This is a genomic window from Mycobacterium gordonae (assembly GCF_017086405.1).
Lineage (GTDB): Bacteria > Actinomycetota > Actinomycetes > Mycobacteriales > Mycobacteriaceae > Mycobacterium > Mycobacterium gordonae_D.
Map to the genome: position 1 here is coordinate 3,248,129 of NZ_CP070973.1, position 16,771 is coordinate 3,264,899.

The 16,771-nt window shown below is 64.6% G+C and carries 16 protein-coding genes, 1 tRNA gene and 1 pseudogene; 13 read left to right on the top strand and 5 right to left on the bottom strand.

Annotated elements, in window-relative coordinates:
• The first annotated feature begins 58 nt into the window (after positions 1–58).
• The 3 genes from JX552_RS13830 (at position 59) to JX552_RS13840 (ending at position 1,012) form a co-directional block, all read left to right on the top strand.
• Positions 59–277, top strand: coding sequence for a hypothetical protein (locus JX552_RS13830; protein ID WP_205877921.1), 219 nt, complete (start codon positions 59–61; stop codon positions 275–277).
• Positions 278–406: 129 nt separating this feature from the next.
• Positions 407–712 carry a WXG100 family type VII secretion target gene (locus JX552_RS13835; RefSeq protein ID WP_205877922.1) on the top strand — a complete coding sequence of 102 codons (306 nt, stop codon included), beginning with the start codon at positions 407–409 and terminating at the stop codon, positions 710–712.
• Positions 713–715: 3 nt separating this feature from the next.
• Positions 716–1,012: a WXG100 family type VII secretion target gene (locus tag JX552_RS13840; RefSeq protein ID WP_205877923.1), complete on the top strand. Its 297-nt coding sequence runs from the start codon at positions 716–718 to the stop codon at positions 1,010–1,012.
• 127 nt (positions 1,013–1,139) lie between these two features.
• On the opposite strand, the gene JX552_RS13845 is transcribed toward JX552_RS13840, so the two are convergent.
• Positions 1,140–1,213: transfer RNA gene (locus tag JX552_RS13845), tRNA-Leu, on the bottom strand.
• A gap of 72 nt (positions 1,214–1,285) precedes the next feature.
• Here JX552_RS13845 and JX552_RS13850 point away from each other — a divergent pair.
• Positions 1,286–1,903: an ANTAR domain-containing response regulator gene (locus JX552_RS13850; RefSeq protein ID WP_055579179.1), complete on the top strand. Its 618-nt coding sequence runs from the start codon at positions 1,286–1,288 to the stop codon at positions 1,901–1,903.
• Positions 1,904–2,335: 432 nt separating this feature from the next.
• Here JX552_RS13850 and JX552_RS13855 read toward each other — a convergent pair whose 3' ends face one another.
• On the bottom strand, positions 2,336–3,544 hold the full coding sequence (locus JX552_RS13855; RefSeq protein ID WP_205878432.1) for a lipid-transfer protein: 1,209 nt from the start codon (positions 3,542–3,544) through the stop codon (positions 2,336–2,338).
• A pseudogene (locus JX552_RS13860) lies at positions 3,535–3,974 on the bottom strand (Zn-ribbon domain-containing OB-fold protein). Before JX552_RS13860 ends, JX552_RS13855 begins: the two are co-directional and overlap by 10 nt.
• A gap of 141 nt (positions 3,975–4,115) precedes the next feature.
• Between JX552_RS13860 and JX552_RS13865 the strand changes: the two are divergent.
• The 5 genes from JX552_RS13865 (at position 4,116) to coaE (ending at position 10,940) form a co-directional block, all read left to right on the top strand.
• On the top strand, positions 4,116–4,403 hold the full coding sequence (locus tag JX552_RS13865) for a putative quinol monooxygenase (protein WP_205877924.1): 288 nt from the start codon (positions 4,116–4,118) through the stop codon (positions 4,401–4,403).
• A 97-nt stretch (positions 4,404–4,500) separates the two neighbouring features.
• Positions 4,501–7,167, top strand: coding sequence for a DNA polymerase I (gene polA / locus JX552_RS13870; protein ID WP_205878433.1), 2,667 nt, complete (start codon positions 4,501–4,503; stop codon positions 7,165–7,167).
• Between the two features lie 28 nt (positions 7,168–7,195).
• Positions 7,196–8,149, top strand: coding sequence for a lysophospholipid acyltransferase family protein (locus JX552_RS13875; protein ID WP_205877925.1), 954 nt, complete (start codon positions 7,196–7,198; stop codon positions 8,147–8,149).
• 121 nt (positions 8,150–8,270) lie between these two features.
• Positions 8,271–9,716: a 30S ribosomal protein S1 gene (gene rpsA, locus JX552_RS13880; RefSeq protein WP_205877926.1), complete on the top strand. Its 1,446-nt coding sequence runs from the start codon at positions 8,271–8,273 to the stop codon at positions 9,714–9,716.
• A gap of 9 nt (positions 9,717–9,725) precedes the next feature.
• The gene (gene coaE, locus JX552_RS13885) at positions 9,726–10,940 is read left to right on the top strand and encodes a dephospho-CoA kinase (protein ID WP_205877927.1); all 1,215 of its coding nucleotides are present in this window, start codon (positions 9,726–9,728) and stop codon (positions 10,938–10,940) included.
• 13 nt (positions 10,941–10,953) lie between these two features.
• Here coaE and JX552_RS13890 read toward each other — a convergent pair whose 3' ends face one another.
• Positions 10,954–11,625 carry a TetR/AcrR family transcriptional regulator gene (locus JX552_RS13890; protein WP_205877928.1) on the bottom strand — a complete coding sequence of 224 codons (672 nt, stop codon included), beginning with the start codon at positions 11,623–11,625 and terminating at the stop codon, positions 10,954–10,956.
• Positions 11,626–11,687: 62 nt separating this feature from the next.
• Between JX552_RS13890 and JX552_RS13895 the strand changes: the two genes are divergently transcribed.
• From JX552_RS13895 to larC2, 4 genes are all read left to right on the top strand, one after another.
• The gene (locus JX552_RS13895; protein ID WP_205877929.1) at positions 11,688–12,134 is read left to right on the top strand and encodes a hypothetical protein; all 447 of its coding nucleotides are present in this window, start codon (positions 11,688–11,690) and stop codon (positions 12,132–12,134) included.
• 400 nt (positions 12,135–12,534) lie between these two features.
• Positions 12,535–13,389 (top strand): ATP-dependent sacrificial sulfur transferase LarE, encoded by an 855-nt coding sequence (gene larE / locus JX552_RS13900; protein ID WP_205877930.1) that lies wholly within the window; start codon positions 12,535–12,537, stop codon positions 13,387–13,389.
• Positions 13,386–14,042, top strand: coding sequence for a nickel pincer cofactor biosynthesis protein LarB (gene larB, locus JX552_RS13905; RefSeq protein ID WP_277396074.1), 657 nt, complete (start codon positions 13,386–13,388; stop codon positions 14,040–14,042). The genes larE and larB overlap by 4 nt, the downstream gene beginning before the upstream one ends.
• Complete coding sequence (gene larC2, locus JX552_RS13910) at positions 14,039–15,181, top strand: nickel pincer cofactor biosynthesis protein LarC2 (protein ID WP_205877932.1); 1,143 nt, start codon at positions 14,039–14,041, stop codon at positions 15,179–15,181. The genes larB and larC2 overlap by 4 nt, the downstream gene beginning before the upstream one ends.
• Positions 15,182–15,191: 10 nt before the next feature.
• On the opposite strand, the gene JX552_RS13915 is transcribed toward larC2, so the two are convergent.
• Positions 15,192–16,373 carry an MFS transporter gene (locus JX552_RS13915; protein ID WP_205877933.1) on the bottom strand — a complete coding sequence of 394 codons (1,182 nt, stop codon included), beginning with the start codon at positions 16,371–16,373 and terminating at the stop codon, positions 15,192–15,194.
• Between the last annotated feature and the right edge of the window lie 398 nt (positions 16,374–16,771).

Sequence of the window (16,771 nt, forward strand, 5' to 3'; positions counted from 1 at the left end):
TTCCAGCCTGACTGCTCGTCAAGCGATCTCAGATGTCACAGATCCGTTCAGCAGCCCCTTGCTCGCCGTTGAACAGATCCTGGACCGGATCGTCCAGGACGTCGCGGGCAACGCGAAGTTGGTTGCTCGGATCAAGCAGATCCGCGCCCACTACACCGACCTTGCCGGCCTGAAGGCGATCCTCAAACGCCGGCAGCGACACGCCGATGCGGAGTCCGGATGGGAGGAACCGCCGGAATGGGATCCCGCAAAAGACCCGCTTCGTCGCGGAATATAAGCAGGCAGCGGTAAACGGGGAGCCGGTCGCGTTCGGCGCAGACCAGTTCCCTCACACCTCCGCCCACTAAACTTCCTCGAGCCAGACGCCATACGGCCGTCGCGACGGACCCCGGAAAGGTCGAGCAGGATGGCAACGGAGAGCGGCAATGCCGGCCCAGTGCCGGAGCTGAGCATCGATCCCGCCGGCGTGATTACGGCGGCCAAAAGCATCGATGAGGTGAACACCGAGATCGAAGAAGCCTTCAAGCGGCTCAAGCGCGAGGCGGAAGCCGTCATCAAGGGCAGTTGGACCGGCGCCGCCGCTGACAAGGTACACGACGGCTGGCGCGAATGGCAGGACGGTGTCGGGAAGATCACCCAGGCGCTGGACCAGGTCACCGGGCTGGTCGCCCAAGCGGCCCACCGATTTGAGCAATCCGACGAGGCGAATTAGCCGATGGGCAGCAACGACGACGCATTCACCGTCGATCTCGAGGCGCTCGACGCGCTGATCGAGCACCTGGCGCGCTTCACGAGCGGCGCCGATTCCGCAGTCGGGCACGTTGACGCATTCGTGAGCCAGATGCCCTGGGAGGGCGCCACCGAACAGGCCCACAAGCGATGGCATGCCCTGTGGCGTTTGGGCGTCGGTGAACTACAAGAAGGGCTACGAAAGATCCGCGAGGGCGCCAAGGTGGCCCACACGAACTACAACGGTGCTGTGAACACTAACGTCACCATGTGGAGCGACTAGGCACCGTCGCCGGTATCGAGCGTGAAACGCTTTGAACTGCTGCCAATGCAGCCAACGGGCGTCGCATTCAGCGTCGCGACCAATACTGCCGCTTCCCAGGACGACCGTTCGCGGCCCGGGTAAGTAGTGCCCTCGGTGAGATTCGAACTCACACTGGACGGGTTTTGAATCCGTTTCCTCTGCCAGTTGGGATACGAGGGCTGGTGCCGGACTCCTACCTTAGAGGACACCCCCAGCATCACCGCGCACAGCCGTCACGTCACAATGTCCGTCATGACCGGCCCCACCACCGATGCCGCCGCCGCTCCGCCGCCGCGCCGGGTCCTCATCGCGGAAGACGAAGCGCTCATCCGCATGGACCTGGCTGAGATGCTGCGAGAGGAGGGGTACGACATCGTCGGCGAAGCCGGCGATGGGCAGGAAGCTGTTGAACTTGCCGAGCAACACAAGCCCGACCTGGTGATCATGGACGTGAAGATGCCACGTCGTGACGGCATCGACGCGGCGGCCGAGATCGCGAGCAAGCGAATCGCGCCGATCGTGGTTCTGACCGCCTTCAGCCAGCGCGACCTCGTCGAGCGTGCCCGTGACGCCGGTGCGATGGCGTACCTGGTCAAGCCCTTCACCGCGAGCGACCTGGTTCCCGCCATCGAGTTGGCGGTCAGCCGATTTAGCGAGCTCACCGCGCTGGAGCGGGAAGTCGAGACGCTGTCGGACCGGCTGGAGACCCGGAAGCTGGTCGAGCGCGCCAAGGGCTTGCTGCAGGTTAAGCAGGGCATGACCGAGCCGGAAGCCTTCAAGTGGATTCAGCGGGCCGCCATGGACCGGCGGACTTCGATGAAGCGCGTCGCTGAAGTCGTGCTGGAAACTCTCGACACGCCCAAGGAGTAGGCGCTCAGCCGCCTTCGCCGCGAGCGTGCGCGTGGGTACAGCGACACGCCGCTGGCGTTGGCGTTTAGTGCACGCCCGTGCCTTATGCCTGGGGCACCCTCTGGTTGAGCGTGCGCGTGGGTACAGCGACGCCCCGTTGCCGGTGGTACTTAGTGCACGCTCGTGCCTTAAGCCTGGGGCACCCTCTGGCTGAGCGTGCGCGTGGGTACAGCGACACGCCGCTGGCGTTGGCATCAAGTGCACGCCCGTGCCTTATGCCTGGGGCACCCTCTGGCTGAGCGTGCGCGTGGGTACAGCGACACGCCGCTGGCGTTGGCATTTAGTGCACGCTCGTGCTTTAAGCCCGGGGCACCCTCTGGTTGAGCGTGCGCGTGGGTACAGCGACACGCCGCTGGCGTTGGCATTTAGTGCACGTTCGTGCCGTCGGCCAAGCTAGCGCGCCACAATCACCGATGAGCCGTGGCCAAACAGCCCCTGGTTCGCGGTCACGCCGACGCGCGCACCTTCGACCTGCCGGCCCGTCGCCTGACCCCGCAGCTGCCAGGTCAATTCGCAGACCTGCGCGATCGCCTGGGCGGGAATGGCCTCCCCGAAGCAGGCCAGCCCACCCGACGGATTGACCGGAACGCGGCCCCCCAAAGCAGTGTCGCCGGACCGCAGCAGCGCCTCGGCCTCGCCCTTGGGGCACAGCCCCAAATGCTCGTACCAGTCGAGCTCCAGCGCCGTCGACAGGTCGTAGACCTCAGCCAGGCTGACGTCCTCGGGTCCGATACCGGCCTCGGCATAGGCGGCATCGAGGATCTGGTCTTTGAACACCCGCTTGGGAGCGGGCACCACGGCCGTGGAATCCGTTGCGATATCCGGCAATTCGGGAAGATGTTGCGGGTACTGCGGAGTCACCGTGCTGACCGCGCGCACCGATGGCACACCCTCCAGTGAACCTAGATGCTTGCGGGCGAACTCGGCGCTGGCCACGATCAGCGCGGCCGCGCCGTCGGAGGTCGCGCAAATGTCGAGCTGGCGCAATGGGTCCGAGACCACCGGGCTGGCCAGCACATCCTCGACCGAAGATTCCTTGCGGTAGCGGGCATTCGGGTTCTGCAGGCCGTGCTGGGAGTTCTTGACCTTGACCTGAGCGAAGTCCTCCGACGTCGCGCCGTAAAGGTCCATCCGGCGGCGCGCGAGCAGCGCGAAGTACACGGGGTTCATCGCACCGATCAGGTGGAACCGCTGCCAGTCCGGGTCGTTCTTGCGTTCCCCGCCCACTGGGGCGAAGGCGCCCTTGGGGGTAGTGTCCGCTCCGATGACCAGCGCGACGTCGCAGAAGCCGGCCAGGATGTGCGCTCGCGCACTCTGCAGCGCCTGTGAGCCGCTGGCGCAGGCCGCGTAGCTGGAACTGACCGGTACCCCGTTCCAGCCGAGCTTCTGCGCGAACGTCGACCCGGCGATGAAGCCCGGGTAGCCGTTGCGGATGGTGTCAGCCCCGGCGACCAACTGGATCTGCCGCCAATCCAGTCCGGCCTCGGCGAGTGCCGCGCGGGCGGCGACCACGCCGTACTCGGTGAAGTCGCGGCCCCACTTGCCCCACGGGTGCATGCCCGCGCCGAGGATGTACAGCGGTTCGGGAGCACTCATGAGCAGACCTTCCACGCGTGCACGATGCGTTCGACGCCGTCCTTATCGGTGAACAGCGTCATGGTGGCCAACTCCATCTCCATGCCCACCTTCAGATCCGCGGCCAGCGTGCCCTCAATCACCTTGCCCAGCACGATGATTCCCTCGTCAGCCAGCTCGACGGCAGCGATGGCGAACGGCTCGAAGGGATCGGCGGCCGGATAGGGCGCCGGCGGTGGGTAACGGTTTTCGGTGTAGCTCCACAGCCTCCCGCGCCGCGACAAAGCGACCGACTCCAACGCATCGCTGTCGCAGCCCGGGTTGGGGCAGTTGTTCTCGCGCGGGGGAAGACGTAAGTGCCGCACGCGGGGCATCTGCTGCCGATCAGATGGGGTTGTCCGGCGTCATCGGTGGCGAACCATCCGTCGATCGCGGGTTCTTGAATGACCTCTGGCACCAGCTCAGATTACTCAACGAGGGCCAGAAAACTGAAACGTGTTCCAGTTCGCACCGACCGGCGCACCTCTGACCCGACGAGATCGGTGGGCGCAGCCGGTCATACCCGGGAAAGCGATCGTGCCCACGAAAGGAGCGCTTCATGGTGATCGTCGCCGGATTCATCACTGTCGACCCGCCGCGGCGCGACAACTACCTGGCCAGTTGCGCGGAAGTGACGCGGCAGGCCCGGCGTGCACCGGGTTGCCTCGACTTCGCGATCACCCCGGATCCGCTCGATCCGGGGCGTGTCGACATCTTCGAACGATGGGTGTCGCAGCGGGCGGTCGACATGTTCCGCGGCGCCGGACCCGGGGATGAGCAACAAGACGCGATAGTTTCCGCCGCCGTCTACGAGTACGAGGTGGCCGCCCAGCGGCGGCTGCTGTGATGTCGGCGGCGGTGCCTAGAGTAGGGCCGTGAGCCCAGCACGGACGGCCGCCGGCACGGCGAATCCCGCAGACACCGCCAACGACAAGCCGACGCTGATGCTGCTCGACGGCAATTCCCTGGCGTTTCGGGCGTTCTACGCGCTGCCTGCGGAGAACTTCAAGACTCGCGGCGGGCTGACCACCAACGCCGTGTACGGCTTCACCGCCATGCTGATCAACCTGTTGCGCGACGAAGCCCCGACGCACATTGCAGCGGCGTTCGATGTCTCCCGCCAGACCTTCCGCTCGGAGCGTTATCCCGAGTACAAAGCGAACCGGTCCTCGACGCCCGATGAGTTCCACGGCCAGATCGACATCACCAAAGAGGTGCTCAAAGCCCTCGGCATCACGGTGCTGGCCGAGGCCGGTTTCGAGGCCGACGACATCATCGCCACGCTCGCTACCCAGGCCGAGAACGAGGGCTACCGAGTGCTGGTGGTTACCGGGGACCGCGATTCGCTGCAGTTGGTCAGCGACGACGTCACGGTGCTCTACCCGCGCAAGGGCGTCAGCGAACTGACGCGCTTCACCCCGGACGCCGTCGTCGAGAAATATGGCCTGACCCCCCGGCAGTACCCCGATTTCGCCGCCCTGCGCGGCGACCCCAGCGACAACCTGCCCGGCATCCCGGGGGTGGGGGAGAAGACGGCCTCGAAGTGGATCATCGAGTACGGCTCGCTGCAGGGGCTGGTCGACAACGTCGAGTCGGTGCGCGGAAAAGTCGGAGACGCCCTGAGGGCCCATGTGGCCAACGTCGTCCTGAACCGGGAGCTCACCGAGCTGGTCAAGGACGTGCCGCTGGCACAAACCCCCGACACCCTGCGGCTGCAGCCCTGGGACCGCGACCACATCCATCGCCTTTTCGACGACCTTGAGTTCCGGGTTTTGCGGGACCGGCTGTTCGACACGCTGGCCGCCGTCGAACCCGAGGTCGACGAGGGCTTCGACGTGCGCGGCGGCGCCCTGGAACCCGGCACCGTGGCGCAGTGGCTGGCCGACCACGCCGGCGACGGCCGTCGCGCCGGCCTGACGGTGGTCGGCACCCACCTGCCGCACGGCGGCGACGCGACGGCCGTAGCTATCGCCGCCGCCGACGGCGACGGCGCCTACTTCGAGACCGCCACCCTGACGCCCGAGGACGACGCCGCACTGGCGGCCTGGCTGGCCGACCCCGACAAGCCCAAGGCCCTGCACGAAGCCAAGCAGGCCATCCACGACCTGCGCGGGCGCGGGTGGTCGCTGAACGGGGTCACCTCCGACACCGCACTCGCCGCCTACCTGGTGCGGCCCGGGCAGCGCAGCTTCACCCTCGACGACCTTTCGCTGCGATATCTGCGCCGCGAGCTGCGTGCGGAAACATCGGAGCAGCAACAACTTTCGTTGCTTGACGATGACGACGGCAGCGACGAGCAGGCCGCGCAGACCGCGATCCTGCGCGCCCGGGCCGTCATCGACCTGGCCGACGCGTTGGACGCCGAGCTGGAACGCATCGACTCCACCGCGCTGCTGGGCGACATGGAGCTGCCGGTGCAGCGAGTGCTGGCCGGGTTGGAGAGCGTCGGCATCGCCGTCGACCTGAGCATGCTCGGTGACTTGCAGAGTCAGTTCGCCGACCAGATCCGCGACGCCGCCGAGGCCGCCTACGCCGTGATCGGCAAGCAGATCAACCTCGGGTCGCCCAAGCAGTTGCAGGTGGTGCTCTTCGACGAGCTCGGCATGCCCAAGACCAAGCGCACCAAGACCGGCTACACCACCGACGCGGACGCTCTGCAGTCGCTGTTCGACAAGACCGGCCACCCGTTCCTGCAACACCTGCTGACCCACCGCGACGTCACCCGGCTCAAGGTCACCGTCGACGGGCTGCTGAACTCGGTGGCCGCCGACGGCCGCATCCACACCACGTTCAACCAGACGATCGCCGCCACCGGCCGGCTCTCCTCCACCGAACCCAACCTGCAGAACATCCCGATCCGCACCGACGCGGGCCGCCAGATCCGCGACGCGTTCGTCGTGGGTAAGGGCCAGTACGCCGAGCTGATGACCGCTGACTACAGCCAGATCGAAATGCGGATCATGGCGCACCTGTCCCGCGACGAGGGTTTGATCGAGGCGTTCAACACCGGCGAAGACCTGCACTCGTTCGTCGCCTCGCGGGCGTTCGGGGTGCCGATCGGCGAGGTCACCGGCGAACTGCGGCGCCGGGTGAAGGCGATGTCCTACGGGCTGGCCTACGGCCTGAGCGCCTACGGGCTGTCCGCCCAGCTCAAGATCTCCACCGAAGAAGCCAAAGAGCAGATGGACCAGTACTTCGCCCGGTTCGGTGGGGTGCGGGACTACCTGATGGCCGTCGTCGAACAGGCCCGCAAAGACGGCTATACCTCGACGGTGCTGGGCCGGCGGCGTTACCTGCCGGAGTTGGACAGCAGCAACCGCCAGGTGCGGGAAGCCGCCGAGCGGGCGGCGCTCAACGCTCCGATCCAGGGCAGCGCCGCCGACATCATCAAGGTAGCGATGATCCAGGTCGACCAGGCGATCTCGGCGAGCGGGCTCGCTTCACGGATGTTGTTGCAGGTCCACGACGAGTTGCTGTTCGAGGTCGCGCCGGGCGAACGCGATCGGCTCGAGAAGCTGGTGCGCGACAACATGGGCGGGGCATATCCGCTGGATGTGCCGCTTGAAGTGTCGGTGGGGTACGGCCGCAGCTGGGACGCCGCCGCCCATTAAACGCGGCTCGCGAATTTAGACTGCTGAGATGTCGGATGCCGCCGAGCGCCGCCCGCTCTCGCGTTACCCGCTGATGGTGGCGTCGAAATTGTTCGCGATGCTGCCTGCCCCGGTGGCCGACGCGTTCCTGGCCGTGGTGGCGCGGCTCGTGTACTGGCGGGGTCGCGCCCAGCATCTGAACGTCCTGCAGGACTTCCGCGACAACGTCGACCCGACCGCACAATTCTCCACCCGCAAATGGCAGCCGGTCCGGGCGATGTACCGCGCGCTGGTTAGGAACGCCAACGATGCCATCTGGTTCCTCGCCGCACCGCATGGCGCCGCTCGGCGGCGCTTCGGAATCGCCGATCCGTCACCCATCCACAACGCGCTGGAAGCCGGCCGCGCCGCCGGGGTCGGCGCCATCGTCGCCTTCCCACACCTTGGCTCGTACGCGGCGCTGCCGATCGTGCTGGCGCTCAACGGGTTGCCCACGACGGTGGTCGCCAATCGGCAGCGTGCGCTTATGCAGTGGGTGATCACGCGCGGGGCCCAGAAGGCCGGGCTGGAGTTGATCGTCGTCGAACGCACCGGAGGGGTCAGCATCACGGCGGCGATGGCAGATGCCATCCGGCGCGGCCGTATCGTCGCGATCGCCGGCGACTATTTCCGGGCACGTGAAGGCGGCGGTAAAGGCATCGAAGTGGATCTGGCCGGTATCAAGCGGCCGATCGGCCCGGGGCCGGCGCTACTGGCCCTGCGGACCGGCGCGTTGATCGTCCCGGGGGCGGTGTTCCAGCACAAACATGAGCGTGAACCCGTTTTCGGCGAGCCGATCCCTGCGGATGTCCCGCTCGGCGGGGACGATCAGAACGTCCGGGATGCGGTGCAAGAGACCTCGCAGCGGGTTGCGGACGCGATCGCTCTCTTCATCGAGCGTGAGCCGCAGCAGTGGCTGATGCCCGGCGGGCTGGTGTCGGATTCGATCGGGCGCCGCCGCTGACGCTGCGCAGTCCGGCGCTTCGGTGGGGGGCGAGTTTGTCCAGCTTGCGACCCGTCGAGTAGCCTCAACGGGTAAACCCAAATGTCCCTTCGATGAACCCTGTCCGGAGCAACCCAACAATATGCCGAGTCCCACCGTCACCTCGCCGCAAGTAGCCATCAACGACATTGGCACCAGCGAGGACTTTCTCGCCGCAATAGACAAAACGATCAAGTACTTCAACGATGGCGACATCGTCGAGGGAACCATCGTCAAAGTGGACCGGGACGAGGTGCTCCTCGACATCGGCTACAAGACCGAAGGGGTCATCCCCGCCCGCGAGCTCTCCATCAAGCACGACGTCGACCCCAACGAGGTCGTTTCCGTCGGTGACGAGGTCGAGGCCCTGGTTCTCACCAAAGAGGACAAAGAAGGCCGGCTCATCCTCTCCAAGAAGCGTGCGCAGTACGAGCGTGCCTGGGGCACCATCGAGGAGCTCAAGGAGAAGGACGAGGCCGTCAAGGGCACCGTCATCGAGGTGGTCAAGGGTGGTCTGATCCTCGACATCGGGTTGCGCGGCTTCCTGCCCGCCTCGCTGGTCGAGATGCGCCGCGTGCGCGACCTGCAGCCGTACATCGGCAAGGAGATCGAAGCCAAGATCATCGAGCTGGACAAGAACCGCAACAACGTTGTTCTGTCGCGGCGCGCCTGGCTGGAGCAGACCCAGTCCGAGGTGCGCAGCGAATTCCTCAACCAGCTGCAGAAGGGCACCATCCGCAAGGGTGTCGTCTCCTCGATCGTCAACTTCGGCGCGTTCGTCGACCTCGGCGGAGTGGACGGTCTGGTGCACGTCTCCGAGCTGTCCTGGAAGCACATCGACCACCCGTCCGAGGTGGTGCAGGTGGGCGACGAGGTCACCGTCGAGGTGCTCGACGTCGACATGGACCGCGAGCGGGTTTCGTTGTCGCTCAAGGCGACTCAGGAAGACCCGTGGCGTCACTTCGCCCGCACTCACGCGATCGGGCAGATCGTGCCGGGCAAGGTCACCAAGCTGGTGCCCTTCGGTGCGTTCGTCCGCGTCGAGGAGGGCATCGAGGGCCTGGTGCACATCTCCGAGCTCGCCGAGCGTCACGTCGAGGTGCCAGACCAGGTGGTTGCTGTCGGCGACGATGCGATGGTCAAGGTCATCGACATCGACCTGGAGCGTCGCCGGATCTCGTTGTCGCTCAAGCAGGCCAACGAGGACTACACCGAGGAGTTCGACCCCGCTAAGTACGGCATGGCCGACAGCTACGACGAGCAGGGCAACTACATCTTCCCCGAGGGCTTCGACGCCGAAACCAACGAGTGGATGGAAGGTTTCGACGCCCAGCGCAACGAGTGGGAGGCCCGCTACGCCGAGGCCGAGCGCCGGCACAAGATGCACACCACGCAGATGGAGAAGTTCGCTGCGGCGGAGGCAGCGGAGCACAGCAGCGGCGGTCAGTCCTCGTCGAGCAGCAGCTCCTCGGAGAAGTCTGCGGGCGGGTCGCTGGCCAGTGACGCCCAACTGGCGGCTCTGCGGGAAAAGCTCGCCGGCAGCGCTTAATCCGCGCGGATGCTGCGCATCGGCCTGACCGGCGGTATCGGTGCAGGAAAGTCGGCGCTGTCGAATACGTTCTCGGAGTGCGGTGGCATCATCGTCGACGGTGATGTCATCGCCCGGGAAGTAGTCGAGCCCGGCACTGAGGGGCTCAAGTCGCTTGTCGACTCCTTCGGTGCTGACATCCTCCGTCCCGACGGTGCCCTGGACCGGCCTGCCTTGGCGGCCAAAGCTTTTGCCGATGAGAAAGAGCGCAGGAAGCTCAACGGCATCGTGCATCCGCTGGTCGCCAAACGCCGCGCGGAGATCATCGAAGCCGTTCACGACGATGCCGTCGTCGTGGAAGACATTCCACTGCTGGTGGAATCGGGGATGGCGCCGCTGTTTCCGCTCGTCGTCGTCGTGCATGCCGACGTCGAATTGCGCGTTCGGCGCCTGGTGGAGCAACGCGGCATGGCCGAAGAGGATGCCCGTGCCCGCATCGCCGCGCAGGCCACCGACGATCAGCGCCGTGCCGTTGCCGACATCTGGCTGGACAACTCGGGTAGCCAGGACGACCTGGTGCTGCGCGCTCGGGACGTGTGGCACAACCGCATACTCCCGTTCGCGCACAACCTCACCGAGCGCCGGTGCGCGCGCGCCCCGGCACGGCTGGCCGCGGTGGACCCGACTTGGCCGGATCAAGCCCGCCGCATCGTCAATCGGTTGAAGACCGCCGGTGGCCACCGGGTGATGCGGGTCGACCATATCGGATCCACGGCAGTGCCGGATCTCGACGCCAAGGACGTCATCGACATCCAGGTGACGGTCGAATCCCTGGACGTGGCAGACGAACTCGTCGAACCGTTGCTGGCCGCCGGTTATCCGCGCCTGGAGCACATCACCGTGGACACCGCCAAAGCCGACGCCCGCAGCACCGTAGCCGGCTTCGACCACAGCGACGATCCAGCGTGGTGGCACAAAAGGATTCACGCCGCGGCCGATCCCGGACGGCCCACCAATGTGCACGTCCGGGTGGCCGGCTGGCCCAATCAACAGTTCGCATTGCTGTTCGTGGACTGGTTGAAGGCCAACCCCGGTGTGCGCGAAGACTATGTGACGATCAAGCGAGCAGCCGAAGCTTATGGAGATGGCGACACCACCCGGTACGCCACCGCCAAGGAACCGTGGTTCCTCGACGCCTACCGGCGCGCCTGGGAGTGGGCCGATACCACCGGCTGGAAGCCCTGAGCCGGTATTCGGTTCAGCACGGACATTCTGGGCCCATGACACTTGGCGAGTTGCGCGGGCCGCTTTCCAGATACCCCATGAGCAATGCCACGATTTCGTCCTCGACTTCTTGAAAATCCGCCGGTTCCGCTGACGTGATGAGTCGGTGCACCAGCGAATCGATTGTCGCGACGACGACGTGGGCGGTCAGTCGACTGGCTCGGCGGTCCGGGTGCTGCTGGAGTAACTGATTGGCCAGGTTTACGGTGAACTGCTCCAATTCGCGTAACTGGGCAAGAAACGCCGGCGCTTTCGGGGCCTCCTCGAACAACACCCGATGCAGACGAGGATTCTCCCGGTGGTTATCAATTGTGGTACGCACGAACAATCGCAGGGTTTCGTCGAGCCGTGGTGGCAGACCGGCGGCCAGACGTTCGCTCAGCAGCTTCGTTCCCGCATCCACGTGTTCGTCCATCAAGGCCCGCAATACCGCGTCTTTATTGGGAAAGTACTGGTAGAACGACCCTATCGAGAGTCCGGCCCGTTCGGCGATGCGGTTGGTAGTACCCGCGACGTACCCGTGCTCGGCGAAAACCTGAGCCGCGGCATCGAGGATGCGTTGCCTGGTCTCGATGGCCCGCTCCTGTTTGGGCTGCTTACGCTGCCGAAATCGGTCGCTGGGAGGGATGGTGCGTCTCCTGGTCAAAAGCGAGTAGTCATCCGGCGCGCTACTGAGCAAAATCAAGGCAACCTAACAAGGAGCCGATCGTGCGCACCGTACGTGTTGAAACTATCCTGCCCACCAGTGCGGAGCGAGTGTGGTCGGCAATGCTGTCGCCGGCTACCTTCCGCTACGTGTGCAAGGGTTTGTTCGGATTCCCCGCCTTGGCCGGGCGTACCGAACCGCTGCGGCAGGGCGAACGCGGTACCGGTTGGCTGTTTGCGTTTCATGTGATCCCCGCCTACCGGCACACCATTGAGGTCGTCGACGTCGACGAGGCCAGCGGAACCATCCGCACCCGGGAACACGGCGGAATTCTCAAGGCGTGGAACCACACCTTGCGCGTCGAGCCGTTGCAAGGGGGTTCGTGCCGCTACGGCGACACGGTCGACATCGACGCCCGCCTGCTCACCGGCGTCGTGGTGGTGTTGGCGAACGCCATCTACCGATACCGGCAGCGGCGCTGGCGCAGGCTCGTGCGAGCTATCTCATGACACGTCATGACCTCCGCGCGCCGTTTGACCAGCATCCACGTTCTGCCGAGCCCCTACGCGCGCGGGTCATGGCATTACGGCCATGCAGTTTGTCGCACTGCTGGTGGGGCCAGACCTGCCCACGGGCAAACAGTTCCTGAACCGCTGCAGGTGTCTGATCTGCGGTCCGTACCCCCATCGGAATTGATAGTTGCGCATTGCAACAATATCTATGCATAATAATGCTCACCGCCGACCGAAAACGTTCTCAATTGCGCACGCAAAGGCGGTTGCGTTGTCCCGACGCGGGGATCTTCGCACTGCAATATCGTGCTGGCCGTACCTAGCTCGCCAGCCCACACTTACTTAATACTCAACTTGTGAGCACGGGAACAGTGCACGGCCAGCGAGGGTCGACGACATGAACGCATCACACGACGATTCAAGGAAAACAATGGTTACCCAGAAGGTCCCGTCGATGAAGCTTACTCAGCTGCGGCAAGCCCTGGATGCGACGCCGACCCGCATAGTGGCTTGCAGCGGCGGCGTGGACAGTCTGTTGCTGGCTACTGTCGCCCATCGGGCGGCGCGGGAGGACACGATAGTGGCTCACGCCGTTACACCGGCCGTGCCCGCGGCGGCCACAGCCCGGGTCATCGCCCAGGCTGAGCGTGAGAACTGGACGCTTGAATTGGTCCGTTCCGCGGAGTTCGACGACGAACGTTATCTCGCCAATCCGCGCAACCGCTGCTACTTCTGCAAAAGTCACCTGTACTCGGCGATCGGCGAGCTGCCAACCCGTGCCGGCGCAACGGTGTTGAGCGGCGCCAACACTGACGATCTCGGCGAGTACCGTCCCGGTCTGATCGCCGCCGAGGAGAACGGCGTCCGACACCCCTTCATCGAAGCTGGTTATGGCAAGGAAGACATCCGGTCGGTCGCCCGCGAACTGGGCCTTAATTTCGCGGAGCTTCCAGCGTCACCCTGCCTCGCCAGCCGCCTATACACGGATACCGCCGTGACGCCGTCGCGACTTCGGTCGATTGAAATCGGTGAAGACCTGGTACGGATCCTGACCGGAATCGATGTCGTCCGGTGCCGGTTACGTGAAGACGTCGTGCTAATCGAGGTGACGGCCGAAGACCACGAATTGGTCACCACTGACGTCATCGATCGGGTGGCTACGGCCATGCGGACGGTTGAGCCGTCGCTGCACGAGGTCATCTTGGACGACAAGCCCTATCGTCCCGGTCGCGCCCTTAAGCTGCTCGCGTGACCCTTCGATACGACTACGCCCGCCTTGCGCGGATTGGTATGCCGGAGGCGACGTTCTGCCTCAACAAGACGACGCAGCAACTCCGCGCTATCGTCACCGAGCTGGTCGGACGAACCGACAACCCGGTGCTGTTCACGCGGATGAGCGACTCTCAGTACCAGGCTGTCCGGGATCTTGCCGGCAACTCGATGGACTACGACTCGGAGTCGGCAACATCCTTTATGCATGGTTGCCTCTCACCTCGGGAGGGCACAGTGGCCGTTGTGACTGCTGGAACGTCGGATATCCCTGTCGCAGCCGAGGCGTGTCGCACTCTCGAGTTTCTTGGTTTCACAGCCACTCGTGTCGTCGACGTCGGGGTCGCTGGTCTCTGGCGCCTGCTGGAAAGAGTTGAAGACATCGGCGCGTGTGACGTCGTAATCGTGGTTGCCGGAATGGATGCCGCCCTAGCCTCGGTGATGGGGGGGCTTACCGGCCAGCCCATTATCGCCGTACCCACATCGACCGGCTACGGCGCCGCCGCGGACGGACACTCGGCGCTTCACTCGATGCTGACCAGCTGTGCGCAAGGAATTGCCGTGACGAACATCGACAACGGGTTCGGGGCGGCGTGCGCGGCCAACCGAATCTTGCTGAGGCTGCACCGCAAGTGATTGGCTGGATCGACGCCAGAGCTGGGGTCAGCGGCAAAATGCTACTCGGCGCTCTCGTCGACGTCGGGGTGCCCCTGGAATTGTTGCAAGCGGCGGTTGACGGACTTGACCTCGGCCTCATGCTCCGGTCGACGATCTGCGAGCGGGCCGGCACCATTGCCGCCGATGTCGAGATTCGCGGGGACCAGGACCCGCGGCTTACGGAAGTTGAACGGCTGATCGAGGGAATTGAAGAACCTATTCGCCCTGTCGTCGCCGCCATCTGTCGTCGGCTTTACGAGGCTGAGTCGCGCGTCAGGCGAAATCCCGCGACAACAGTCGACCCGGGTCATCTGCGCAACACGCTCGCTTGCGTAGTCGGCTCAGCGGCCGGGTTCCATCACTTGGGCCTGGAGCAGCTACATTGCTCGCCGGTAAGTCTCGGCAGCGCAGCGTCGATGTCAGCGCCTCTGGTTTTGGAACTCCTCAAGGGTCTGCCGGTGGCCGTGGGTCCATCCACGTTGGAAGGCACCACGCCCACGGGCGCAGCGGTGCTCGCAACGCTGGTGACGGGATGGGGCGAGATGCCCCCGCTGGTCTTAGGTGAGGTCGGATACGGTGCGGGCCAGTGCAACGGGCCCGAAGTGGCCAACGCGCTCCGCATCGTGATCGGTGAACCGTTCGACCAAGATGCCTGCAGCGTTCAGCTCGAAACCAACGTGGACGACCTCGACCCACGCATCTGGCCATACGTCATCGAGCGACTGCTCGCCGCCGGAGCCTACGATGCCTGGCTCACCCCTATCATCATGAAGAAAGGGCGCCCCGCCCACACACTCTCGGTACTGGCCCCCGCAAATCGCGCTACGGATCTGCGTGCCATCATATTTCGCGAGACCAGTTCGATCGGACTTCGCGAATCGACGGTGACCAAGCACTACAAGTTGGCCAGAACGGAAGTCCTGATTCAAATCGGCGGGCAACCGATCCGTATCAAGATCGCCCGGCTGGACGGTGAGACCGTCAACATCAACCCAGAGTGGCGGGATGTGGTGGCGGCGGCACAAGTGCTCGGACAACCCGCGAAGCATGTGTTAGCTAATGCCCGCCGACTTGCATACGACGAGGCTATGAAAAATGCTGTGGCGCAGTCGGATTGAACGCGTCACGTTATGAGTCAGCTGTCTCGCCTAGTTTAGGTGCCGGTGTAACGGTCCACGACGACGCAAGAAATGCGGCGATCGCGAACGCCAGCGCGACTGCGAGGAAGACCCACGGAAGCACTCGGTTGACGGTGAATAAAGAGGAAAACATTCCCGGGCCGACAGCGATGGCGATACCCCACGACCACGAATAGACTGCGGAATGGCGCCCCGTTCTTCCCGGCGGCGCGAAGCTCAACATGACCTTCAGTCCGGTGGCACCGAAAGTCGCTGAGGCCAAACTGAACAGGACGACGGCCACGCCCAGCAGGACTGATCTCCCCGCCGGGGCCGTCACCAATACGATGAGCACCGCGAAAACGATCTCGAGCAGCCCGGCCGCCAATGCCAACAACCGCAGCCCGGATCGGCGACGTCCCCACCGAGCCGCCAGCGGCGCAAAGGCGGCGACCAAGATGCTGACTACCAGATAGGCAACCGACGGAGCCCAGATCGGGAAGCTCAGCGAGAGCAGATACACCGGCAGCATTGAGTCGAAGCCGATGTTTGCCAACGCGACCGCGAAGATCGCCGCGACGAACACCAAGAACCGGCGTTGAGCCAGCACGTCGCGATAGCCGCCCGAACCTCTGCCGACACCGTGCTTCGCCTGATGGTCAAAGCGCCGCAGCCGCCAGAACAGCAACCCGCACACAGCAAAGCTGAGTGCGTTCGCCAGAACGATGGACGTCCAGAACGGGCCGCCGCCGCGCTGGGCCCACGCGCCGAGCGACCCGATCAGTCCGCCGAGTCCCAGACCGACACTGCGCGAGGCATTGATCATCGAAAAAAGGTTGACGCGAGCGTCTTCAGACCGAGTCAACGCACTCACCATCCCGGGATGCGCCACCCAGAACAAGCGGCCGCCAAAGCTCAACGCCACCGCGATCACTGACAGTGACACAAAGGTGTTGTCAGCGAGATAGCAAGGAAAGGCAATCACCCGGATCAGCGAACTGAGCGTTGCGGTGCGGAAAGGCCCGATATGGTCAACGATGGCTCCGGTCAACAAGCCGCCCCCCACCAGCGCGACGAGGCCACCCAGTGTCAGCGCGGCGCCGGCATCGGCCAGCTTCATGTGACGTGCGTAAGTGAAGTAGAGCAGGGAGAACGGAATCCACACACCGCTGCCGGTGGTATCGATGACCATCGCTATCACATAAGTGCGGCGGTCGGCCTGTCGCGTTACCATGCCACGCCGACTGTCCGAGCACCGCGCGTGCACCCTATTGCTTCAAACAACTGTTGCCTACAGTACTTATCGCATGTGAAACCAGGCCGTGACTGGAAATAAATAGCGTATCTGTCGCGGCGTACTTGAGAAGCGGTTTTGCGGTGTCTGGCCGCAAAGCAAGCACCATGCAGTGGCCGGATCCTGGCGGAGGGGATGGGCCGCGGCGTTTGGCAAGCAACCACTTTCGCCATGTCGTGACGGGTTCCGTTGGCCTGGGAGCCGTAGTTCCGATTTCAAGCCGAAAGCCACTCCGGAGGGGTTCCGTTACGTTAGGCACTTTCGCCCTAGGAGTCTGGGTCGTTAACAAGCCGTTT